The following is a 22752-nucleotide window of genomic DNA, read 5'->3' as shown; positions in this document are numbered from 1 at the left end:
CCTATCCTTTAGGGCGGTCATTAGGCTTCACAGTTAAGGTCAGCCCTTCCACGTTTATTATGGTGACTTGGTCACCTTGTTTGAGTTGTTCACTTGCTTTGGCTTTCCAGAGCGCGCCTTCTAACTGCACTCGACCTGTGCCATCGATAAAGTCATCACTTACAATGGCTAGTTTTCCTGGGTAGGCTTCTAAACCTGTTGTGGCTCTCCTGTTTCGTATTCTCAGTAATAAACCTACGGTAATGATGATCAGTGCGATGGAGAAAGTCGCTATTCCGAATATGAGGGGAAGGGCGATTTGAAAACCAGGTAGCTTGCTGTCCATCAAGAAAACGGAACCCAGCACAAATGCAACAACGCCTCCCAGCCCGAGTACGCCAAAACTTGGGCTGAAAGCTTCCGCGATCATCAGCGCGATACCGAGTAAAATAAGCCCCAAGCCCGCATAGTTTACTGGCATCATTTGTAGGGCGTACATTGCTAGTAGTAAGCAAATGCCTCCCAATACGCCGGGTAAACCGATACCAGGATTGTAGAACTCAAGTAATAGCCCATAAATACCAATGAGCATCAATATGTAAGCGACATTTGGGTTAGTGATAACGGCCAACATTTCTGCGCGCCAGTCAGGGACGCGTTCAATGAATACGGGATTTTCTAGTGACAACGTCACGCTCATGCTGTTTAACTTGATGCTTTTGCCCGAAGCTATCTTTACCAACTCTTGCGGAGAGGCTGCTATGTAATCAATGACCCCGAGCTCTAGAGCCTCTTGTGCATCGAGGCTTGCTGCCTCACTAACCGCTTTTTCGGCCCATTCTGCGTTCCTACCGTGAAGCTTAGCGAGCCCCTTTATATATGCTTTTGCGTCATTGACGACTTTCTTTTCCATTGTGGTTTTTGTGGTGACTTTATCGGGCGATTGCTCAGGAGCAGCCTCTTCCTTGTTTTCATCGTTTTCTTTTTCTGATGAAGGTTGTTGAGGTGCACCGCCAAGGGCGACAGGCGTAGCAGCTCCTAAATTGGTCGCTTCAGCCATAGCGGCAATATGACTTGCCAGAAGAATATAGGTACCAGCACTAGCTGCGCGAGAACCAGAAGGCCCAACCCAAGTCGCCACGGGAACGGTGGAGGTAGTGATTGCTCTGATGATATCTCTCATCGAGCTATCTAGGCCCCCTGGGGTGTCCATTTTCAAGATGACCAGATCAGCACCTTCTGCATTTGAAAGCTCGATCTCACGGACTAGGTAATCACTGATTGCGGGGCCAATAGCGCCTTTGACCGGAACTACCCAGATTTCACTCGCGGCATTAACGTTACTTGTGACGAGTGTAAAAAATAGGGCAAGCCAAGCATATAAATGTCTCATAGAGCCCTCCTTGTGCAATAACTAAAGTATAGCTATAGCAGGGCTAATCCTCGGAAATTGTTAGTAATAAGCTGTAAATGAATATGTACAAAAAAGCGCCACTAGTTTTTGCTAGTAGCGCTTCGGCATTTTAGATGGGGTTAAAGTGATGAAAACTGATCCAAGATGTCTTGCTTTGGCATCGGTTTGTAGAAGTAAAAACCTTGGAGCTCATCGATACTCCAAACCTTAAGCTTCCGCACTTGGCTCGCTGTCTCTACGCCCTCTGCGACGATGGTTAGCCCCAATTCTTGAGCCATGCTTGCGATATTTCTGACTAAGGTTTTTGCTCTGTCATTTGTTTCAATTTGATCAATATATGATTTATCCAGTTTCACGATATCTAGAGGGAAACTGCATAAACTGCTAAATGAGGCATAGCCCGTACCAAAGTCGTCTAAGGCAAGCTGTATGCCGAGCTGTTTCACTTCGTTAATACGATGAATGGTTTCAGCTTCCACCCCCATCAACATACTTTCCGTAATTTCGATGACAAGCTGGCCTGCTTCAATGCAGTTATTATCTAAGGCTTGCTTTAGATGTGAGGTTAAATTGGCATGGTAAAAATGCTGCGTGCTCAGATTTACATGCATATTGAGAGCATTAAGCCCTTGCTGTTTTCTCGTTTTATTTAGCTGATTCAGGAATTCACATGCTTGCTCTAAAATTGATTCGCCTAACTCAACAATCAGTTTTCCTTGCTCCGCTATTGGAATAAACACCGCAGGAGAGATCACACCAAGAACAGGATGAATCCAGCGAGCTAGGGCCTCAAAACCAATAACTTCCCCTGACTGGGTGCTAAGAATCGGTTGGTAGTAAGGAATAATCTCACGATTTTTGATCGCGAGCTCAAGATCCCTGTTAATGATCATTGCGGTTTGAGCTTGGGTAGAAAGTTCCTCAGCAACAACCACAACTTCGCTCATCTGATTTCCAGGTAATGACGAGGCAGAGTAGCGTGCGATTTGCAAAAGATGTTCTGATGGTTCGTGAGTGATCGCGGGGTCGATAATCACGGCTTTGCTTTCTAGGTTAAGTAATAACCCAGAAAGCTCGACTTTGTGAGACAAACGATCAAGCAGTTTATTCGTTGCATCCACGATTTGTTGATTGTTGCTATAGCTGCAGTCAGGCACCAAGACGATAAATTCACTTTCACTAATTCGTCCAATTTGGTATTCGCCGAGGACTGTTTTCATCGATGCGGAGATGTATTTAATCGCTTCGTCGAAGACGCGGTGTCCGTATAGTTGTGAAATTTGCTGTATATTCTCGCAGCTAATATAAACAAAAGAGAAGCGATTCGGAGATTGACGAATTAAGTCGTTAAGTGCGCCCAAGATAATGACTCTGTTACAAAAGCCTGATATCGGGTCGTAATCTGTCAATTCCTGGATTAGTTGTGCCTGCTGCTTCTTCTCTCTCAAATCATGAATCAGTAACATCAGAGCGTTACAGCCGTTGTGTTGTACAAGTGTTGCTTCTAAGGAGCAATCAATCACTTGCTGTTTACTGTCCAACATTTGAGCTTCAAACATGGTTGTACCGTCGTTTACCATCTTGAGCATCATATCCACATGGCACTCTTCTGTATCTGAGGCGCATAACGAGTCTAAAGGACGGTCAATGATGTCATCTCTTTGGTACTTCAACATGTCCAAAGCTTGTTGATTGATGTCGACAATATTACGTTCAATCACGATCAGCATTCCCAGCGATGAGCTGCGATAAAGCGCGCCCAACTTTTGCATGGAATCTTTAAGCTGAGTCTTTGTGATTGAGGTGTTTTCAGAGAGTTTTTCAACGAGCTTGGTTGCGACTTCGAGTTCGTCAGATGTGACAGAACGGAGATCTTCAAGGTGATATTGCGACGCGAGTTGTCTTATACCTTGAGAAAAATGGTTAAAGCGTATTGCGACGCGATTCTTAAACACCCAATAGGTACTCGAGGCTATCGCAGTTGCAACAACGCCAACAGTAGCGAATAAATAAAGGAATAGCGTATTTCCTTTTTCGTAATGCGCACGCTGGGAGTCTGTTTTAAGCAGTGCGATAGGTTGATTTGATACATTAGTCAGCACTGACCAGAGTGTGATGTTGTTGCCGTTTTTATTAACTTTACCAGCTAAGCTTTCATTCTCTGCTGTTGCGTTAAGTTCAATCAATTGGTTGTTTGCGGTAAGAATCGAGCTAAAGTCACCAGGAAAGCGAAGATTTAAATCTCGCCCCCAGACAAGCCAGCCTGGAGAGTTTTGATCTCCTTCACTGTTCCTTACGGGTGTTAAGCTAATCGACCATACATGTTGGTTGATTTTAAATAGCCCAGCCATGCTATCACGGTGGATATCAAGGGTATTGTTCGCGTTTGATATATGGTCTTTGACTTCAGGTAAAGAGACGACTTGCTTTACAAATTCATGCGATTGCTGTTTATCTTGTTCACGAGTCAAAGAGTCGAGAATTTTGCCTTCAAGCGTGACAAACACCATCAAGTCGAGTGCAAGTGTGTCGATAGACTCTATGTAGAGGTTTCTGTCCCGGTAAGCGTCAATGTCACCATCTTTGAGCAAGTAATAGGTTTCATCCCAATGCGCCCAGTCATAGGAGCTCTCTTCTTGCTGATTAACCATCATGTCAATGACTGCATGAGCCTGTTGATTAGCATGGGTAATTTCTGTTCTTTCCAGCTCATCAAGGCTATACAGAAAAAAATAGCGACTGATGAAAAGAAAGCTAATGATCATGCCTAGCAAACCGAGCGAAAAATACAGCGCGGTTTTGTATCTTAGGTTCAATGTTAGCAAGCGAAAGTTCGGCATAGAGGATTACTTGTTGTATTTATTTGCTGAAATTGTACGACATCTTCTATATCAATAACGTGATGTCAAGCTGCAGTGGTCTTACCTTAAATTTCACTTTGATACATTTGTAAGTAATTGATCGTTTGCTATTTAAGGTACAATTTAAAGGTATGTTTTAAAACCCCTACAGCGACAAGGGGTTAACTGAAACCGTTGGTTTATAGACGATATAATTCGAATGCGATTAATTCGTCATCGAAAATTTGTAGGAAATGTGATGCTTGTAGTTCAAAGGCTTTTAAAGCTTGCCGTAATTTGTGCGATTTTCTTTACCGTGTTTGACCTGATTCAATACGGCCATATTACGTGGATTGATCGTTTGATAGGAAGGTAAGTTTCTTCTATGGAGCCAGTTCCGTTGGCTCCGCTATGATCAATACTGCTTCATTTTTTCATTCAATTCAGCCTGATTGCTGATTTCTAGTGCTCTATTGTAAAACTTAAGGTAGTTGGTTTTTTCTAGCTCTTCGGCACTTACCAACTGTTGGATAATGGTATCGCAGCGTTGAATAAGAAGTTGAACTTCCAAAGCCGTTTTGTCTGAGGGCCATGCCCGAGTTAGGATTTTGATAATGTTTATGCAAACGGTACGCAGCATTGGGCATCGAAGCTGAAGCTCGATTAATGCATCCAATAGTGCTGGATAATCTTCCTCATGCGCCCTTATTTTTGTGTATTGCTCCTGCATCCAAGCCTGACGTGCACGATTCTCAGCTTCTAGCGTTTGTCCTAGGGTAATTTTGCTCGATAGTATGGTGTCGCTCGAGTCAGTCTGCAGGTTATCAAAGCACCAAGTAATTGCGGTCGCAAACTCAGTCTCAAAGTTCATTTCATGTAACAACCAAGCGAGATGGTATTGGGCATAGAAATGACGAAATGGGTTTCGACGATAGAGATCGCTCAGTACTTTGAAGGCCTTCATATAGTTGCCATCTTCAGCGGCAATATGCGCAGCAATGAGGTCGAGCTCATCCTGAAATTGGAACCCTTCAGCACTGGTTACTAGAGCTTTAAAATGTGCTTTTGCCTGGCGTAACAAATCATCACGGCCGCTGAGTTTTCTGTGGCAATACAGTAAAATTCGGATGAGATTCATCTTACTGTAAGCATTATTACGATAGGTATCTTTGTTGATTTCTAAATAGTTGTAATAATGATCAAGCGCCAACTTGTATAATCCTTCTGAAAGACACAAGTTCACGATAACCAGTTCTCGTTCCGAGTTACCTTCCACTAATTTGTTTGCGAGTGCTAAGTGTTTAATGGCCTCAGGAATCTCTCGCTTAACAATCCCATAAGCTGCCGCGCATTCACGTATCTGAACGTTATTCGGTGAGCTTTTAAGTAGCTCTTGCACAATGTGTTGTGCTTCATCTGTTTCCCCCAGCATCATTAGAGAGTTAGCTAAGCCTACTTTTGCCCAGTTAACCTCTTTTCGATCGATGACTTTCTGATAAACCACTTTTGCTTCTTCATGCAATTTAAGCTTTGTTAAGAAGTCTGCGCGAAACTTCTCCACGATAAAGTAATATTCGGGATGGAAAGGAGACAATTCATCGCAGGCAAGTAAGCCTGCATTCCAGTTATTTTCTAGCTCCGCTTTATAGATATCTTTAAGGGCTTCCTTACGGCGAATCGCGGAAGATATCCGCTCTTTTAAAGTCACGGAGTTAAATGGTTTTAGTAGATATTCATCCGGTTTTAACTCAATGATAGCGCGTACGATGGATGCTGAGTTTTCCCCTGTGACAAGAATGAACAAGGTTTCTGGTCGAATCAGCTTAAGGTGCTTCAACTCTTCGAACAGTTGTTTGCCATTCATGCCTTTACCAAAGTTGTAGTCGCAGATAACAACGTCTAGTGTTTCACGTTGAGCGATGGTTATCGCCCCTTTGGCAAGCCTAGCACTAAGAATGCGTTTGTCTGAAAATCCGAGTTTAGTCAGCATGTTTCGTAAAGTCAGCACAACGACAGGGGCATCATCTACGATTAAAACATTGAGTTCAGAAAATGATTTGTTACTCATGAAATTTAATATCAACAAAACAACAGCAGTGGATAGAAACGCTCCAAGCTTGCGCGTTAGAGCAATTCAATCAGTTGAGAAATAGGTAGGGGCTTTGATGCAATGTAACCTTGAAAAAGGTCTACCCCAATTTCGTTTAAGTAAGTCAAAGTCGCATGGTCTTCAACGCCCTCTGCAACGGAGCGTAATCCGAGTGACGTAGCAAGTTGCACACAGGCCGCAATTAGCTGGCGGCTTTTGTAATTTTGAACCGCATTACCAATAAACTTCTGATCAATTTTTAGTTCAGTGAATGGTAACGTCGCCAATTGGCTCAAAGATGAATAGCCCGTCCCGAAATCGTCAATCGCTAACCCAACTCCTCTCAGTCGTAAATTGGCTAAATTGGCCAATGAAATAACGCATGCGTTATATACCTCATCTTCGGTTAATTCGAGAGTTAGCCGTTCCACCGCAAATAGAGAACGCTCACAGAACTCCAGGAGTTGTTCGCTCATTGGTGTTTGCAGCGTCTTTTGATTCATGTTTATTGAAAGCAGCAATTGGTTATCGAAACGAGATAGATCGTTTAGTGCGGTTTCTAATGAGACCCAAAACAATTTGTCCAACATGTTGTGTTTGGTCATTGCGCTAAGAAATGCATTTGGTCCCAACACACCATGTGTAGGATGTTCACAACGAATCAGCGCTTCAACACCAATGATCTTGTTGTTAGATACTTGGTATTGGGGCTGGTAGTAATTACGAAACCAGCATTGGTCAAAGCCTTGATTAATATCCTCAACGGAGAGCGAGACCATTTGCTTACCCGAATCTGATGGGGAAGCGATAGCCTTAAAGTCGGACAATATGTCTTCTAAGGTACCTAAAGCGATGGGCTTAACTAGGGAGCGAACAAAGCAATAGCCAGCGGACACGCACATACTATAAGTAATATCGACGACATCTTTGTTTGCCGCGCTAAGAATCACCACGCCGGTAGGGCGCTGAGCTTCAGATAGTGACGATAGTAAGTCAATGCCATTTAAACCCGGTAAGTTTAAATCACAAAACATCAGGTCGATTTGTTGCTTGGCACACAATGGAGCGACCTCTTTGCCGGAATGCAGCAGCTGAATGTTGGCGCTAGTGTAACGGCTCAGTAAAATCTTCAGGTTTGTCGCTTGTAGAATGTCGTCTTCAACAATCAATATATTCATTTAACTACGCTCTGTTATCTAGCCACGCTTTCGTGCTTGACAAAATCTCTTCAAGTATTTTTATCAGTGCGTCCTTACTAACTTGCTCTTTGTCTGAGCCTATCCATTGTTCACATGTTTTTGCAGCTTGCTCTAGTTCACCAATAGAGAGTGCCGCTGCTGAGCCCTTAATTCTATGGGCGACAGATTTAAGAGGTTCTTCAGCACTGTTTAGTAGCGCTTTGTCTGAGGCAAAAGCCATGAGTACCACCTCTGCAATTTCAACCTGCTCATCCACGTGGTAACTATCAAGCCAACATCTGTTTTGGTTTACTGAGCTCGGCGGTAAGTACCTTTCAAAAATGCCTCTGAGTGTTTCGATAGAGTATGGCTTGAAAATGACTTCGTTCATTCCAGCTGCTGATGCTTTTTCCAACACATACTTAGCGTTGTCTGCGGTACAACCGACAATAGGCAGTGCATTCAACATCGGATGATTCTTTATTTTTTGGGTTAATTGATACCCATCCATGTGTGGCATATGGCAATCAGTGATGATTAAATCGTACGCGAGCTCTTCTTTCTCAATAGATTCGATCAGTGTTTTGAAAGCAGATTCTCCACTCGACATAACCGTTGCTGACACACCAATGCTGTCGAGTTGCTTTTTGAACAGCAAGCGGTTGATCGGATCATCATCAACTACCATCACATGACCTGACACAGATAGTGATTGCTGCGGCTTATCTTGACCTTGTTTGGATGTTCGGTTTAGCAGGGCATGATAAAGCGTGTCTGGGTAGAAGTTTGAACTCCCAGATTCTGGCTCTAATGCCGATGCATACAAACCGAACTCATCAACAGGTACTTCCCAGCAATTCAACCAAGCTTCGGTTTGGCTATTGTTGCAAGCAACTGGTCCAGTATTTAAAAGTTGAATCTGTCTACCAACCATTGGAATGCTAATGATGACAGAAGTACCAATATTGGGTTGGCTACTCACACTAATACTGCCTGCCATTAAGTCCACCAAACTTTTTACAATAGACATGCCAAGCCCAGTGCCGCCAAAGCGTCGTGTAATGGTTTCATCCCCTTGGATAAACGGTAAGTAGAGGGATGATACTTGCTCTGGCGTCATTCCACATCCGGTATCGGATATACCCATGACCAACTGAGACTCTGATGAAGCGATAGAAACTTCAACGCTGCCTTCATGGGTAAATTTGAGGGCATTACTCAACAAATTATTTAAAATTTGATTGATGCGCAGCCAGTCAAGGTCAACGTCCGCAAATGCGTTTGGTGGCCAATCGACAATAAATCTAAGCCCTTTTTGCTCAGCGTTCTTTTCAAAGCTACGAAGAATTGGCCCCAATTCGCTATAAAGATTTCCGTTGCAGATGTCTAACTGAAGTTGGTTTGCTTCAATCTTTGAGAAATCCAATATATCGTTTACGTGCAGCTTCAAACGATCGGCTGAAAGCATCGCATTTCTTAACAGTTCTTTGCTCTCTGGCTTCGTAAGATCCTCTTCCAACAGCTCCATTAAGCCCAACATGGCGGCAATAGGAGTTCTCAGCTCATGGCTCACTACAGCTAAGAAGTGGTTCCGTGACGCAATTGCTTGCTCTAGTTCGGCTTCTTTTCTCTTGAGCACTGAAATATCGTCAAAGACCGTCATCTGGTATTCGTTACCATCAGACGGGTGTTTTATTATCTGCTGGTGGACACGGTACATGTGATCATCAAGTTTTAAGTGTTTAGACTCATGTTCTAATGAGGATGCCTTGTCAAATTTTACCGTTTTCAGAAAGAGCTGCTTCTCATCAACTGACGCATTGCCATATTTAGTGCAGCGCTCCATTACTGACAAATATCGCTGATTGGCTAACACTTGTTGACTGCTTTTGTCCGTTATGACGATCAAGTTGGGCACATTATCTAAGATTGATGAAAGCCACTGGTTTTCAGTGCGTTTGATTTTTGATTCAAGCTCTCTTCTTCGCAGTGATCTAGACAATCTATCCGTGTGCATGAAGTAAATCATCAGAGCAATTAGGAACACACAAGTTCCTACCAGCGCCCAAATGACGACTAACTTCTTATCGATACCATAAGTGATCATCACCTTGTTATGACGTTCAATTAATTGCTCGATCTCATCTTTGGACGTAACGGTGAGCACAGTGTTTAGTATCTTGTGTAAGAACGCAGATTCACTACGTAACTCCATGCCGATTGGAGATGTTAGGTCGTATGCTGTTGGCGCAGTTACAGGTACATATAGCTTCTCGAACCCTTTGTAGTAGTGGTTATCAACAATGCTCTTATTGACGAAGGCATGAGAAGCTTTGCCCGAAGCAAAGGCATTCATCAGCGTCTCGAAATCTCGGTACACCGGATATTGTTTGAACTTTTCATTTTGATGAAAGTGGGTGTAAAAGTTACCACTGCGATCCAAGATGGCAGTGGTTTGCTTTCCTTTGATTTGTGTTGCTCTTATGTAGCTAAACTTGAGCTCAGAATACGGTTGTGTCGCGATAAAATCGCGGCGATCGATATTATTCGTATTGCGAGCAGGCAAGAGGTCAACGACACCGTCCTTTAACATCTGTTCGACATCATGACCTTGAGGATCGATATATTCGAATGACAATAAGCTACGTTGGGCTAGCAGTTTCAATAGGTCGTGAACGTATCCACGCAGTCTTCCTGTTTGCGGATCAATATAAGAGAGAGGATACAAATCATCTTCTATCGTGTATCGAATTGCTGTTCGGCCTTCTTGTTTTTCAAGTACTTTTAGCATCATGTCGTTATGCAATATATTGATATTTGCTTCTATTTCGACATGAGTATTCTGAGTGTTTTTTGTGTGTTCAATATACTTGTTGATGATTGACATCAACTCAGGGTTACTATTATTAGTCGCAATAGAGACTTCGCCTTTTGATAGCGACTTGTCATATATCACTTCACCAACGAGTTCACCGTTAACGTTCTGAAAACCATAGCTATTGAGGGTTGAGAGGCCCACAATTGCGGCATCAGCAATCCCAGTGTTTAAAGACTGGAACAGCATTTCGTTGTTATTGACGATATGAAGCTTATTGTAATCCTGCGTTCTTGCGAGGTCGCATGCGCTCGAATTTCTCACACATGCCCACACTAGTTCGTCTAAAGGTTTGGACTTTAGAGAGCTGTCTCTAAGCCAAATTAAGCGTAGAGTATTGAAGATAGGCTGTGAGAAAAGAAAGTCGGCGCTTCGAGCTTGTGTCGCAACAAAGCCAACCGTCAAATCGATCTCGTTCGCTTTTAACGCGGCAAAAAGCGCTTGTATATTGGAAAATGGGACATACTCCGGTGTTATGCCCAACTCTTCCGTCATTGTTTCAGCGTACTCAATATTGATACCTTCTTTTGAGCGAATATCGCCCCAGTAAGGTAACCAGTTTCCTTCTAGCACACCGACTTTTAGTGATGGGTTGTTTTTTAGATAAGTCTGCTGTTCTTTGCTTAAAAGATCAGCGGCAGAAATAGTAAATGTAATAGATGATAATGCAATCAATAAAAGGCTTTGAATTTTCACTAATTCTTTAAACTCAATAACTTATCAAAATGAAAAATGGGGGCGGATAGTATATGTTTTCACCACTTCCGCCAATTTGTCTTGTTTGTCGTATCGATAAGTAAGTCTTCTAGGTGGCTAATTCTTAGCCAGTAGTAAGGTAGTTGATGGTTTGAGACACGGAATGAGTAAATGGCCTTTAACATTCAAGCAATTTATCAGTATGGTGAAGTTCTTAACCAGTTTGACAAGGAAGTGATATGTCTCGACACACCGCTACCGTTTTTTGGCAGCGTCAGCCTCAGGAAATTTTCAGTGATAATTTATATAGTCGTGCGCATGTATGGCAGTTTGATGGTGGCGTGACCGTACCCGCTTCACCATCGCCTCATGTTGTACCATTGCCACTTTCAGTCGAAGAGAACGTTGATCCAGAAGAAGCGTTTGTTGCCGCGCTTTCAAGCTGTCATATGTTGGTGTTTCTCTCCATTGCAGCGAAACGCCGCTACGTGATCGACAGCTATATTGATGAGGCGTTCGGAGAACTTTCAGTAGGAGAAAATGGCAAAGAGTGGGTTTCGAAAGTAGTGCTTAGACCAAACATTGTCTTTTCTGGAGATAAGCAACCGACACGTGAACAGTTAGCGAAAATGCACAACATGGCACACGAAAACTGCTTTATTGCCAACTCAGTGAAGACGGATGTCGTTACAGAGTTAGTGGATTAAGGGAGAGTGGCGTTATAGGTGATAGGGCTGGTATTCAATCGTAATCAGCTTGTTATCTAACCCCAAGTTAAAGCTCTAATTAACCGTCTAATGGCTTGAATGTGAGTGACTTGTTTCACATTTTGAGTCATTAAAAGTCGGAGCCTGAACCAATGTTGTGCAGTGGCGCAAATAGTTTGTTGTTAAATTAATGTTAATATCGAATGGTGTGTCATTGATTAATAACGAGCATGGATGTGCAAACGCCTTTGAATCCCTTTATTCAAGCTAATGGAATACCTCAATTTGGTCACTTAGCATCAATACCGGAATCGCTTCAGTTAGATACTTTCGTGTATCTCACTGAAATGGATCTGCCCGCGTCGAGTTGGCGTAAGCGGTTCGACTACAAGCAATTCCAGTTTGTTTCGATTGTCACGTCGAAATACATCATTGGTGTCGCAATTGCGGATATTCGCTATTTGGCGTCTGGTTTTTGCTATGTGTTTGATACAGAAAACCATGAGCTAGTTGAACAGCAGTGGTTAAAGCCGCTTAATATGGGGTATCAAACGCAACCTTCTAGCTGGAATAGCCAAGCATATCTCGCTAATGATGCAATCCAGTTCAATATTGAAAATGGGCAGTGGCATATAAAGCTTGCCACGAATCTTGTTCAAGCGGATTTGATGCTCTTAGCTGATTCAAAATCTCAAACTGAGCAAGAAAGCTTACCCTTGATGCTTTGCACACCAACAGCATATTCAGGATGGACCTATACCCAAAAACATAATGCACTCACCGTACAAGGTGAAATGAGTGTGAAAGGGCAGCAACAAGACTTGGTGAATGCGGTTGCAGGGTATGATTTCTCGGCTGGGTATATGCGAAGAGAAACCAGTTGGCGATGGGCGAGTATCAATCATCAAGATGAAGATAAACGCATTGGACTTAACCTAGCGGCTGGGGTGAACGAAACGGGGTATTGTGAAAACGTCATTTGGATTGATGGTGAACGTCATCTGATGCCACCCGTACAGTTTGATTTTTCCCGCATGCATCAAGAAGCATCATGGCGGATCACTTCGCAAGACAAGCGCATTAACTTGGTGTTTACGCCTAAAAATCAACGTTCGGAGAAAAAGAACTTCTGGTTTTTGAAAAGCAATTTCCGTCAATTTGTCGGTTACTTCTCTGGCTATTTGATTGATGGCAATGGCATTAAGCACGAACTCGACGAGGTGATGGGACTCACCGAAGATCACTACGCGAAATGGTAGGAACGGACTATGGAATGGTCACAGATTACAGAACATCCTGATTTATTGCTGATGCTGCTCGCGCCAATATTCTTTCTCTGTATTGCGGCGGAATATTGGTTTGGACAGCGCGGCGGGAGATTACCAGAGAATGCGCGATATTATTTACCCGAGGTGGTGTGTAATTTCGTTCTAGCGGGGCTTCATCAAGCAACAGATATTTTAACAGGGCTGCTGATCGCTAAGCTGTATTTATGGTGGTTTGGCTGGCGTCTGTTTGACATTGAGATGACCGTCTCTACTTTCTTGCTGCTGATGGTTTTACAGGACTTCTTCTATTACTGGTTCCACCGTGCAAGTCATCGCATTCGTTGGATGTGGGCTGCCCATGTGGTACACCACAGTTCAGAGCGCATGAACTTCAGTACTGCATTCCGTCAAAGCTTGATGTACCCATTGGCTGGAATGTGGTTATTTTGGCTACCTTTGGTCATTATTGGCTTTGATCCTAAATGGGTTGTGTTTGTGGTGTTACTCAACCTTGGGCTGCAGTTCTTTGTTCATACCCAATCGATTCGTTCTCTCGGGCCTTTGGAATGGGTCTTCAATACGCCATCCCATCACCGTGTGCATCATGGGGTAAATCGTCAATATATCGATAAAAATTATGCCGGGGTACTGATCATCTGGGATCGTATATTTGGCACCTTCGAACCAGAAGTGGAAACGGTTCGTTATGGCATCTCTAAACCCGTCAACAGCTTCAACCCAATCACAGTAACGTTCGCTGAATGGAAAGACATGATCAAAGAAGTGACTCGTCCTAACTTGTCTTGGCGTCAGCGGTGGCGGTGCTTGTTTGCGCCACCATCCGACACTATAGAGTAGTGGTTCTGACTGGTTAACTGAACGACATACTATTTGTTATTGACAGGATTCTGCAATGTTGATTTAATGGTATGGTGTTTTGTGAATTTTAAGGTGCGGACGATGGCATTAAATCGATCTTTCTCAATCGCGGCGATGACATTGGCTATGCTTGGCTCTGGGTACGCAAATGCAGCTGCGGCTTTTAGTGCAGATCAGCTGTGTAAAGCAGGGTTGGCTCTGGCTATTGATAAGCAACCCCGCGGTATTAAATCAGCGGGGACGTCGGGTCAACGCATTTTGCTGGCGTTGAAAAATGGCAAAAATGATTGGGATTACCGTTGTACGGTAGATCGTCAAAATCGTACTTTAAAGATTGATGCTAGAGATTTGAAGCGAAACGATAAATATCTTGCCCAAGCGATACGCTATCGCGTCAATGAAGGGAAGCGAACAGTTGAGGTCACCATGAAAAAACGCACTGGTGGCGGATTGAAGAATGAGAACTTCTCTAAGATCCAATTAGACTAATCGCTTCGATTGACGACACAATAAAATTAGCTAAATAAAATAGCCCCTGCCCGACAGGGGCTATTTTATTTGTCATGAGCCAAATGAAATAAACTAAGTAAATCGCCTAGTTGCTCAAGAGCGACGGATGCAGATGGAATAAAGTCTTCTGGATTCCCATGGTGAATCAAGCAGGAGGGCATTTCAGCGTTAAATGCTGCTTGCAAATCATACAAGTGATCCCCGACATAGAGCACCTCGTTGGGCAACAAGCGCCAATCTTTAGCCAATACTTGCAGTGAAAGCGGATCGGGTTTGGGTGGGTAACACTCTCTCGTGATCACGATTTCAACGTTGATTTGATTGTGTTCGAGTTTCTTCTGCGTCGCAATTAAACAGTTGCGGGTTACAATCGCTGTCTTGATTTGTTGGCCGTGTAAGTGGTCTAACAGTTCATGGCATCCTGGCATCGGTGACGAGTGTTCCGCATCAGAAATCTCATAGTCAAAGATAACATTGTGGGCGTGTTCTTTATGATGTGGGTGATCAAGTGCTTCTACAAAATCCAATAAGTCCTCATCTGATGGACAGCCGAGCTGATGTCTTAACTGGCTGAAATTCATATCAGAACTGACAAGTGTATTGTCTAAGTCAAAAATAACAGCCTTGATATTTTCAATTTGTAATGGGAAAGGAACCATAGTGACCTCGTACAACAAAACCGAACGATCGTTTTAAAAAACAATTGGTTATTGTTAAGTGTAGGATCTTCTGTTTAGATTGTATGAAAATAAATCAATAGTGCATCACAAAACAAGGATGAGTCATGATAGTTCCAAAACCGTTACAAAAGGGCGATACCATCGGCTTTTTCTCTCCTTCATCTCCTGCCACAGTATTTGCCCCCGAGCGTTTTGAGCGTGCTAAAGCGTATGTGGAGTCATGTGGATATCAGCTAAAAGCAGGAAGCTTAACGGGCAAAACTGACCAATATCGCTCGGGTTCGATTCAAGAGCGAGTGGAAGAGTTGAATGCGCTGATTCGTGATCCCGAAGTACGCTGTATTATGTCGACCATTGGCGGTTACAACAGTAACTCATTGCTACCTTACATTGATTACGATGCATTGAAGAAAGATCCCAAGATCATTGTTGGCTATTCAGACGTGACAGCCCTACTGATGGGCATTTACGCACAAACTGGCATCGTCACTTTCTATGGTCCTGCTTTAGTGGCGTCGCTGGGTGAATTCCCGCCTTTGGTCGACGAGACCTTTGCTTCGTTCGAATCGAACGTAAATACGTTAGATGGCTTGGCACATCAGTACACAATGCCTCAAGGTTGGACAGATGAATGGATAGAGTGGGGTGACCAAGACCGCGCAAAGCACACTTTGCAAAACCAGTGGCACTTCAAAGGCGAAGGCAAGATCACCGGACGTTTGATTGGCGGTAACCTCAACACCATGACAGGAATCTGGGCAAGTGAGTTTATGCCGAGTATTGAACATGGCGATATTTTGCTGGTGGAAGATTGTTTGCAGGGGATTGAAACCGTAGAGCGTTCATTTGCGCTGCTTAAGCTCTCTGGGGTGTTTGATAAAGTCAGTGCGGTTGTGCTGGGCAAACATGAGAAGTTCAATGACAAAGGCACAGGACGTACACCAATAGATGTGTTACTGGAAGTTCTTAACGGTCAACCATTGCCGATTTTGTATGACTTTGATAGCTGCCATACTCACCCAATGCTCACCGTTCCATTGGGCTCGACCATGACGCTCGATTTTGACAATGAAACGGTGGCAGTCAGTTTAAAGAGCTAGCTTTGTCTGACTAGCTCGTCAGAGAAAACTATTTCTCCTCTAGACGAAATATTTTGCCGCTATCGGTAGAAAAGTAGATATAACCATCGGGGCTGATGGTTATATCTCTTACTCGCTCACCGAGATTCTCCATCAATCTTTTTGATTCGGTGAGCTTGCCATTCTCAATCGAAACCACGTTGATGTGCGCCAGTTTCAAGGCTCCGGCGAGGATTTTTCCGTCCAACTCTGGATATTTATCGCCACGGTATAAAATCATGTTACTTGGTGCGATAGAAGGGATGTAAACCAGCTTTGGATCTTCCATTCCGGGAAGCGATTTTGCTTCACCAACGTCCAACGGTCCCCAATATTCCTTACCATGAGAGACTTTTGCCCAGCCGTAGTTCGCGCCTTTCTTTATCAGGTTAATTTCATCACCGCCGCGCGGTCCATGTTCAATCGACCAAAGCTGTTTTGTTGCTTCGTCATAAAACATGCCTTGCGGGTTGCGGTGCCCGTAACTCCAAATCTCGGGACGAGCCTCAGAAGGTTTGAATGGGTTGTCTTGCGGAACCGAACCATCAAGGTTGAGACGAAGAATACTGCCAGCATGGGTTTGAGTATCTTGCCCATTATCACGTTCGCCGCGGTCACCAATCGAGAAGTAAACTTTGTCGTCAACAAACGCAACACGACTTCCGTAGTGACGTCCCGTGTCAGTGATCGCGTCAGCGACAAATACGTCTTTCCAGCCAACAAGCTGATTATTTTGCAATTGCGCAGTCGCTAATGCCACCGTATTGCCTTTTCTAGTGCGCTTACTGTAGGTAAAGAAGAGGTGCGGGTTCTGCTCATTGGTATTCGGTGCGAGTGCGACATCCAATAAGCCTGCTTGCCCACTGCTATTTATGTCTGGGACGTTAAACAGCTTGTGAGGCTTGCCTGAAGTGATATCGAGCAATGAAACCGTACCGTTTTTTTCATTAATGATAACGCGTTGGTTATCTAAGAACTCAATTCCCCAGGGAATTTGCAATCCATTCGCTACCTCGTTAGCGCGGTATTCAGCAGCGCTGGCAGAAAAGGATAGACAAGCGAGTAGGGCGGCGGTAATCGTTCTCATGGTTCCTTCCAATATGAATCGTATTAATGCTTAAAAGCTAACACTAAAAGACCATGTTTGGCAGGGTATGCGAACATAAAAAAATCCCCGATACGAGATCGGGGATTGAATTAAGGCAATAGAGAATTAATTATTCAGCGAGATTACATCGCTTCTTCGAAGATCTTCGAGATTTCTTCGTGAGTTGCTTGTTTAGGGTTAGTGAAACCACAAGCGTCTTTAAGTGCGTTGTCTGCTAGTGTTGGGATGTCTTCTAGCTTCGCACCAAGTTCTTTAATACCTGAAGGGATGCCAACATCTTTCGCTAGTACAACGATAGCGTCGATAGCTGCTGCCGCACCTTGTTCTGCTGACATACCTTCTACATCTACGCCCATTGCTTTCGCTACATCGCGTAGGCGCTCTGGACATACTTGCGCGTTGTAACGCTGTACGTGAGGTAGAAGAATCGCGTTACAAACACCGTGTGGAAGGTCGTAGAAACCACCTAGTTGGTGTGCCATTGCGTGTACGTAACCTAGAGACGCGTTGTTGAACGCCATACCAGCCATGAACTGTGCGTATGCCATTTGCTCACGAGCTTCTAGATCTTCACCATTTTTCACTGCTGTGCGTAGGTGCGCTTGAATCAATTCGATCGCTTTGATTGCTACTGCGTCAGTGATTGGTGTCGCTGCGATAGATACGTAAGCTTCAACGGCGTGCGTCAGTGCATCCATACCTGTAGCTGCTGTTAGCGAAGCTGGTTTAGCAAGCATTAGCTCAGGATCGTTTACAGAAATAAGCGGAGTAGTGTGCTTATCAACGATTGCCATCTTGATGTGACGTTCTTCGTCAGTGATGATGCAGAAACGAGTCATTTCAGATGCTGTACCAGCAGTCGTATTGATTGCAATCAGTGGCATCATTGGTTTTGCTGACTGATCTACGCCTTCGTAATCAGCGATTTTGCCGCCGTTAGAAGCAACTAGTGCGATACCTTTTGCACAGTCGTGTGGTGAGCCACCACCTAGAGAGATAACGAAGTCACACTCGTTATCAGAAAGAAGAGTTAAGCCTGCGTTTACGTTGCCAATTGTAGGGTTTGGCTGAGTGCCGTCAAACACAACAGTTTCAACGTCACGCTCAGTAAGAAGATCTTGTACCTGCTTTACTACGCCGATTTGGTTAAGGATTTTATCCGTAACGATCAAACCTTTTTTAAAGCCTTGAGATTGGATGCTGTCTGTTGCGTCTTTAAGGCAACCTGCGCCCATTAGGTTTACGGTAGGGATAAAAAATGCACTTGTCATATTGGATTGCTCCGTCGTTATTTTTAATAATCTTTCTTAATCTGTCATTTACTTTTGCATACCAAGTTCATGTTTGAGATTGATCTAGAACAAGAATAACCCCTTAGAGGTATCTTGAACGCAGAAAGTGTGATGGCAGTCTTGTTGCACAGTGAGGTGGTGCAACACCTACTTAACGTAGCTGAAATATTTCATTTATCACGCAAACGATTGGCAAAAATAGCAAGTTTTGTACGGTTAATCTCCCAATTCGACTAAAGTATAAAAAATCCCCATTGATGTTATATCTATCAATGGGGACTGGTATGCTGCCTTTAAGCAAACGTTTTCCTTTTAGGCAATTTTAACTAACTTATCTACTAACTTCTCAATACCTGACGCCGCTTGGGTTATATTCTCCGCTAACATATAAGCTGGTGTAGAAAGTACTTTGTGTTTTTCATCAAAGTGGACTTCATCAACTTGGCAATCAATGTGTTCACCACCCATGCGATTAAACGCCGCTGCCGTTGCTTCATCGTTACCAATCGTACCTTGTACGCCTTGGTCATAAACCAGTGGAATAATTGCTGGAGCAATACATAAATAACCAGCAGGTTTACCTGATTGAGCAAACGCTCGGCATGCTTGTGCTACGTGAGTATTGATAGAACACTCCGCACCGGAAACGGCGAAGTCAGTTAAGTTTTTTGCTGCGCCAAATCCACCAGGGAGAAGTAGGGCATCGTATTCGTCGACATTCAGTTTGGCGACATCATCAATGTTGCCGCGTGCAATACGCGCTGATTCGACTAGAACATTACGCGAGCCTTCCATTTCCTCGCCTGTCAGGTGATTAATGACGTGAAGTTGGTCGATGTTAGGTGCAAAGCAGTGCCATGTGGCGCCTGCTTTTTCGATAGCATAGAGTGCTAGTACCGCTTCGTGGATTTCTGCTCCGTCATAAACGCCGGAACCACTTAAAATAACTGCGATTTTCTTCATGATTGGATTCCCTTACTCTGAACGTTCCGTAGATTGTTCCTCACTATCTAAACTATGAGCTTCCGAACGTGTTTCAACGTTTTCACTTTCGTCTTCTTCTTCATAGTAGCGCACAACAAACGGTGTCAGCATGACACTGGAAGGAAGAAAATGTTTCATATCGACTCCAATCGCTTAATAGAGTAGTTCTTATACCGATTTTGGAAAAAGAGTACGTTGAAGCGGATCATTTTTGAGTTAAGCTGCAGTTTTCGTTGGTATTCATGAGCAGTAGGTCACACAGATAATATGCAATCTTATCAATTTCGTTTCACCCTCTATGGCTGTATCGCGATTCTTTGTTGGAGCTGTTTGCTCGGTATTGCTAGGTTGGTGACAGAGAGTCTAGGGCCAGTAGGAGGTGCAGCGATGCTGTACTCTCTGAGCGCCATCTTTCTACTGATTGTGGTTGGCATTCCTAAGTTGTCGTATTTTTCGCCCAAGTATTTAGTTCTTGGTGGGGCGATGTTCGTCTGCTATGAGATTTTCCTCGCTCTGGCATTGGGGTACTCAAACTCTCGAGCTCAAGCAATAGAGGTTTCTATTGTCAATTATCTCTGGCCTGCGCTAACCGTTTTATTCGCTGTGTTGGGCAGTAATAAAAAGCCAAACTGGTTATTGTACCCAGCAGTTACGTTGGCTTTTATTGGCGTTGCATGGACAGTTAGTGGTGACAACGGTCTATCTCCGACACAGTTAGTCGCTAATATTAGTAGCAATCCTCTGGTGTATTTTATGGCGTTTACTGGCGCAGTGATTTGGGCTGTATATTGCAACCTAACGCAACGACAACAATCAAAGCACAACGCAATTACGTTGTTCTTTATCGCAACGGCAGTATCTTTGTGGATCAAATACGCCTTTACTGATGAGCCACCAATGACATCCAGTTGGGAAGCTGCGGGTTATTTGCTCGCATCTGCCGCATTAATGGCGGGTGGCTACGGGTTGTGGAACATTGCGATCGTGGGGGGTAATATGGTGTTTCTCGCAACGTTGTCTTACTTCACGCCGATTTTCTCAGCTTTGTTTTCCTCTCTTATTCTTGGAGTCACTCTGAGCCACAGCTTCTGGCAGGGCGTCGTGATGGTGACGGTTGGTTCGTTGATGTGTTGGCTAGTTACTAAAGAGAAGCGCGAAGCAGCAGGATAAATGAGTACTTAAAAGGAAATATCTATGAAACTCAAAACTATCGCAGGCCTATTTATGCTTTTTGCCCATCCTGTAGTCGCTGATTCAGCCCTACCTGAAGGAGCAATACAAGAAGGAAGCTTGTCGAATCAAAAATTGATCCAGGATGCTATGGTTGGTGTTGTCGCAGAGGTAGCGACTAGGGGGTGTGAAAGTCCAGAAAATTTCCTGCCATACGTCAAGGCGCTACCTCAAGGAGAGATCGGTTCAAGATATTGGCGTGAGATTTGGGTGGTCAAAGGCTGTGAGAAGACATACCCAATTAACTTATATTTTAGTGAAGATGGTGTAGGTGCGGCAAATTGGGTTATTGAATAACGTGCTAACAAAGCGTTTATGTCAGATTCGCAACGCTTGGTATTTGGGGTTGAAGTAACTTTTGTTTTTAACGCCACAATGGTTTCAGTGAGATGGAGGGGCTGAGAGTCCACAAGTCCCAGTTCAATATTACCAACCCCTCCTAACCTCCCCTTGTATTGGCATTTAAGCTCTCAACACTCTGAGTTAAAGGGGAGGGACGGGCCCTGCATCCGAGAACAATCCAATACTTACCGTTAGCAATCACAAGACTTGCAGAATAACGGGGATCTTAAGTTAGCAAAGAGTAGCTCTCCCCTTGAAAGCTGTATTCAAACGCGGTGCAACTCAAGTCAATAAAAGGGGGAGTTGGAGTGGGGGCGAATGTGCAAGTCAAAGTCCCTGTTCAATGTACCAATCCCTCCTAACCTCCCCTTGTATTAGGCATCTAAGCTCTTAACACTCCGAGTTAAAGGGGAGGGACTGGTCCTGCATCCGAGAACAATCCAATACTTACCGTTAGCATTCAAAAGACTTGCAGAATAACGGGGATCTTAAGTTAGCAAAGAACAGCTCTCCCCCTTGAACGCTGTATTCAAACGCGATGCAACTCAAGTCACTAAAAGGAGGAGTTGGAGGGGGGGGCGAGTGCACCAACCGAACAAACAAAAAGCTCCCGAAAGTGGGAGCTTTTATTTTGAGTTCGAATGTTTTTCTGTGGCGTTTTAGCAAGCAACATTTAACTGCAATTGAAGCTTGAATCTGTGCTTCGATAGTCGCTTAGTAAGCTGCTTACGAGTGTGCTCTAGCGTATCCAGCTCTAGAGTATCGTCATCAATGTGAACGTCTACATTCACTCGTAACTCTTGACCTACCTTTGTCACACCAGCCAGTTTCAATTGGTGATCTGTGACTTTTTCAATTTCAAGTACGTCGTTCCCAACACTATGACAAAGCTCTTTGCTTGGTGCCATCATTAGTAGCTCACGTAATGCGCCAACCAGCATATCAAATGGTACTTTGAGGAAATAGAAGCCCATCAATACCATCATCATTGGGTCTGCATAGACCGCGTAATGTGCATATGGCGTTAGAGATACTAACCACGCAGCGATGAAACCGACTGTGACAGCAACACTTAGAAGTGTATCCATTTGCCATTGTTTTTTCTCAGCTTCGATCAGACCTGAAGAGAAGCGACGGCTTTTCTTCGCCATAAACCACCATGCATAGCCACAACCAATTACGTTGATTGCACCGAAGATAGTGGCAATTGAAGCGTCAACCTCGCGACCGCCAGATGTTAAGGCCGCTACTGCTGAGAACAATGAGAAGGCGACCACGACTAAAATTACAGCTGCTTTAATCGCGATAACGATTGGTTCTAGTATCGCTTTGCCAAAAGGAAAAATAGATTTTGATGGCTTGCTGATGTAGTACGAAGCTGCCAGTGACAATAAAGTTAACAGCAGGCTGACGAGAGAATATACACCGTCAAATACAATGACGATCGACCCAACAAGCAAGCCAAGTACCATTCCTCCTACTGCAAACCCAGAAGCTAAAAGGGCTGAGAAGATTAAGATACGGTTTTCGTTTTTGCTTGTCCTGTCACACATAAAAGATGCC

Annotated in this window: 18 protein-coding genes; 7 read left to right on the top strand and 11 right to left on the bottom strand. The window is 43.9% G+C overall.

From position 1 onward, the window contains the following. Position 1: 1 nt before the first annotated feature. The 5 genes from BSZ04_RS01475 to BSZ04_RS01455 form a co-directional block, all read right to left on the bottom strand. The gene (locus BSZ04_RS01475; RefSeq protein WP_088879300.1) at positions 2-1372 is read right to left on the bottom strand and encodes an NfeD family protein; all 1371 of its coding nucleotides are present in this window, start codon (positions 1370-1372) and stop codon (positions 2-4) included. 140 nt (positions 1373-1512) lie between these two features. After that, a complete protein-coding gene (locus BSZ04_RS01470; protein WP_088879299.1) occupies positions 1513-4233 on the bottom strand; it encodes an EAL domain-containing protein in 2721 nt (906 codons plus the stop codon). A 415-nt stretch (positions 4234-4648) separates the two neighbouring features. Beyond that, positions 4649-6301: a response regulator gene (locus BSZ04_RS01465; RefSeq protein ID WP_088879298.1), complete on the bottom strand. Its 1653-nt coding sequence runs from the start codon at positions 6299-6301 to the stop codon at positions 4649-4651. A gap of 56 nt (positions 6302-6357) precedes the next feature. Beyond that, entirely contained in the window at positions 6358-7500 is a 1143-nt protein-coding gene (locus BSZ04_RS01460) for an EAL domain-containing response regulator (protein WP_088879297.1), read from the bottom strand. A 4-nt stretch (positions 7501-7504) separates the two neighbouring features. Next, positions 7505-11071: an ATP-binding protein gene (locus tag BSZ04_RS01455; protein ID WP_088879296.1), complete on the bottom strand. Its 3567-nt coding sequence runs from the start codon at positions 11069-11071 to the stop codon at positions 7505-7507. Between the two features lie 239 nt (positions 11072-11310). Here BSZ04_RS01455 and BSZ04_RS01450 point away from each other — a divergent pair, with 239 nt between their 5' ends. From BSZ04_RS01450 to BSZ04_RS01435, 4 genes are all read left to right on the top strand, one after another. Next, positions 11311-11778 carry an OsmC family protein gene (locus tag BSZ04_RS01450; protein WP_088879295.1) on the top strand — a complete coding sequence of 156 codons (468 nt, stop codon included), beginning with the start codon at positions 11311-11313 and terminating at the stop codon, positions 11776-11778. Between the two features lie 230 nt (positions 11779-12008). Further along, a complete protein-coding gene (locus BSZ04_RS01445; protein ID WP_088879294.1) occupies positions 12009-13037 on the top strand; it encodes a DUF2804 domain-containing protein in 1029 nt (342 codons plus the stop codon). A 9-nt stretch (positions 13038-13046) separates the two neighbouring features. Continuing rightward, the gene (locus BSZ04_RS01440; RefSeq protein ID WP_038884414.1) at positions 13047-13904 is read left to right on the top strand and encodes a sterol desaturase family protein; all 858 of its coding nucleotides are present in this window, start codon (positions 13047-13049) and stop codon (positions 13902-13904) included. Between the two features lie 102 nt (positions 13905-14006). Further along, positions 14007-14414, top strand: coding sequence for a hypothetical protein (locus BSZ04_RS01435; RefSeq protein ID WP_409384600.1), 408 nt, complete (start codon positions 14007-14009; stop codon positions 14412-14414). Between the two features lie 65 nt (positions 14415-14479). Here the strand turns inward: BSZ04_RS01435 and BSZ04_RS01430 are convergent, their stop codons facing one another. Further along, positions 14480-15094 carry an HAD family hydrolase gene (locus BSZ04_RS01430; protein WP_010451377.1) on the bottom strand — a complete coding sequence of 205 codons (615 nt, stop codon included), beginning with the start codon at positions 15092-15094 and terminating at the stop codon, positions 14480-14482. Positions 15095-15219: 125 nt separating this feature from the next. Here BSZ04_RS01430 and BSZ04_RS01425 point away from each other — a divergent pair, with 125 nt between their 5' ends. Beyond that, positions 15220-16215 carry a S66 family peptidase gene (locus BSZ04_RS01425; protein ID WP_088879293.1) on the top strand — a complete coding sequence of 332 codons (996 nt, stop codon included), beginning with the start codon at positions 15220-15222 and terminating at the stop codon, positions 16213-16215. 28 nt (positions 16216-16243) lie between these two features. Here the strand turns inward: BSZ04_RS01425 and BSZ04_RS01420 are convergent, their stop codons facing one another. The 4 genes from BSZ04_RS01420 to BSZ04_RS24990 all read right to left on the bottom strand — a co-directional run bounded on the left by BSZ04_RS01420 (position 16244) and on the right by BSZ04_RS24990 (position 19755). Further along, the gene (locus BSZ04_RS01420) at positions 16244-17320 is read right to left on the bottom strand and encodes a PQQ-dependent sugar dehydrogenase (protein ID WP_088879292.1); all 1077 of its coding nucleotides are present in this window, start codon (positions 17318-17320) and stop codon (positions 16244-16246) included. 143 nt (positions 17321-17463) lie between these two features. After that, positions 17464-18612 (bottom strand): L-threonine dehydrogenase, encoded by a 1149-nt coding sequence (gene yiaY, locus BSZ04_RS01415; RefSeq protein ID WP_010451381.1) that lies wholly within the window; start codon positions 18610-18612, stop codon positions 17464-17466. A gap of 333 nt (positions 18613-18945) precedes the next feature. After that, positions 18946-19596 carry an isoprenoid biosynthesis glyoxalase ElbB gene (gene elbB, locus BSZ04_RS01410; RefSeq protein WP_010451382.1) on the bottom strand — a complete coding sequence of 217 codons (651 nt, stop codon included), beginning with the start codon at positions 19594-19596 and terminating at the stop codon, positions 18946-18948. 12 nt (positions 19597-19608) lie between these two features. Further along, positions 19609-19755: a hypothetical protein gene (locus tag BSZ04_RS24990; RefSeq protein ID WP_167381296.1), complete on the bottom strand. Its 147-nt coding sequence runs from the start codon at positions 19753-19755 to the stop codon at positions 19609-19611. Between the two features lie 129 nt (positions 19756-19884). On the opposite strand from BSZ04_RS24990, the gene yddG reads away from it, so the two are divergent. Together yddG and BSZ04_RS01400 are read left to right on the top strand one after the other, a co-directional pair. Further along, the gene (yddG, locus tag BSZ04_RS01405; protein ID WP_088879291.1) at positions 19885-20787 is read left to right on the top strand and encodes an aromatic amino acid DMT transporter YddG; all 903 of its coding nucleotides are present in this window, start codon (positions 19885-19887) and stop codon (positions 20785-20787) included. 24 nt (positions 20788-20811) lie between these two features. Then, positions 20812-21144 (top strand): hypothetical protein, encoded by a 333-nt coding sequence (locus BSZ04_RS01400; protein ID WP_010451385.1) that lies wholly within the window; start codon positions 20812-20814, stop codon positions 21142-21144. Between the two features lie 704 nt (positions 21145-21848). On the opposite strand, the gene BSZ04_RS01395 is transcribed toward BSZ04_RS01400, so the two are convergent. Beyond that, positions 21849-22742: a cation diffusion facilitator family transporter gene (locus tag BSZ04_RS01395; RefSeq protein WP_010451386.1), complete on the bottom strand. Its 894-nt coding sequence runs from the start codon at positions 22740-22742 to the stop codon at positions 21849-21851. Positions 22743-22752: the final 10 nt, after the last annotated feature.

Source organism: Vibrio rotiferianus, assembly GCF_002214395.1.
GTDB lineage: Bacteria > Pseudomonadota > Gammaproteobacteria > Enterobacterales > Vibrionaceae > Vibrio > Vibrio rotiferianus.
Note: the sequence above shows the minus strand (reverse complement) of the source record. Positions and strands in the feature narration are given on the sequence as shown.

What these genes read in the sequence shown, in the direction of transcription:
- BSZ04_RS01475 (WP_088879300.1), bottom strand. Translation starts at nt 1,372, where the DNA reads ATGAGACATTTATATGCTTGGCTTGCCCTATTTTTTACACTCGTCACA.
- BSZ04_RS01470 (WP_088879299.1), bottom strand. Translation starts at nt 4,233, where the DNA reads ATGCCGAACTTTCGCTTGCTAACATTGAACCTAAGATACAAAACCGCG.
- BSZ04_RS01465 (WP_088879298.1), bottom strand. Translation starts at nt 6,301, where the DNA reads ATGAGTAACAAATCATTTTCTGAACTCAATGTTTTAATCGTAGATGAT.
- BSZ04_RS01460 (WP_088879297.1), bottom strand. Translation starts at nt 7,500, where the DNA reads ATGAATATATTGATTGTTGAAGACGACATTCTACAAGCGACAAACCTG.
- BSZ04_RS01450 (WP_088879295.1), top strand. Translation starts at nt 11,311, where the DNA reads ATGTCTCGACACACCGCTACCGTTTTTTGGCAGCGTCAGCCTCAGGAA.
- BSZ04_RS01445 (WP_088879294.1), top strand. Translation starts at nt 12,009, where the DNA reads ATGGATGTGCAAACGCCTTTGAATCCCTTTATTCAAGCTAATGGAATA.
- BSZ04_RS01440 (WP_038884414.1), top strand. Translation starts at nt 13,047, where the DNA reads ATGGAATGGTCACAGATTACAGAACATCCTGATTTATTGCTGATGCTG.
- BSZ04_RS01435 (WP_409384600.1), top strand. Translation starts at nt 14,007, where the DNA reads ATGGCATTAAATCGATCTTTCTCAATCGCGGCGATGACATTGGCTATG.
- BSZ04_RS01430 (WP_010451377.1), bottom strand. Translation starts at nt 15,094, where the DNA reads ATGGTTCCTTTCCCATTACAAATTGAAAATATCAAGGCTGTTATTTTT.
- BSZ04_RS01425 (WP_088879293.1), top strand. Translation starts at nt 15,220, where the DNA reads ATGATAGTTCCAAAACCGTTACAAAAGGGCGATACCATCGGCTTTTTC.
- BSZ04_RS01420 (WP_088879292.1), bottom strand. Translation starts at nt 17,320, where the DNA reads ATGAGAACGATTACCGCCGCCCTACTCGCTTGTCTATCCTTTTCTGCC.
- yiaY (WP_010451381.1), bottom strand. Translation starts at nt 18,612, where the DNA reads ATGACAAGTGCATTTTTTATCCCTACCGTAAACCTAATGGGCGCAGGT.
- elbB (WP_010451382.1), bottom strand. Translation starts at nt 19,596, where the DNA reads ATGAAGAAAATCGCAGTTATTTTAAGTGGTTCCGGCGTTTATGACGGA.
- BSZ04_RS24990 (WP_167381296.1), bottom strand. Translation starts at nt 19,755, where the DNA reads ATGAAACATTTTCTTCCTTCCAGTGTCATGCTGACACCGTTTGTTGTG.
- yddG (WP_088879291.1), top strand. Translation starts at nt 19,885, where the DNA reads ATGCAATCTTATCAATTTCGTTTCACCCTCTATGGCTGTATCGCGATT.
- BSZ04_RS01400 (WP_010451385.1), top strand. Translation starts at nt 20,812, where the DNA reads ATGAAACTCAAAACTATCGCAGGCCTATTTATGCTTTTTGCCCATCCT.
- BSZ04_RS01395 (WP_010451386.1), bottom strand. Translation starts at nt 22,742, where the DNA reads ATGTGTGACAGGACAAGCAAAAACGAAAACCGTATCTTAATCTTCTCA.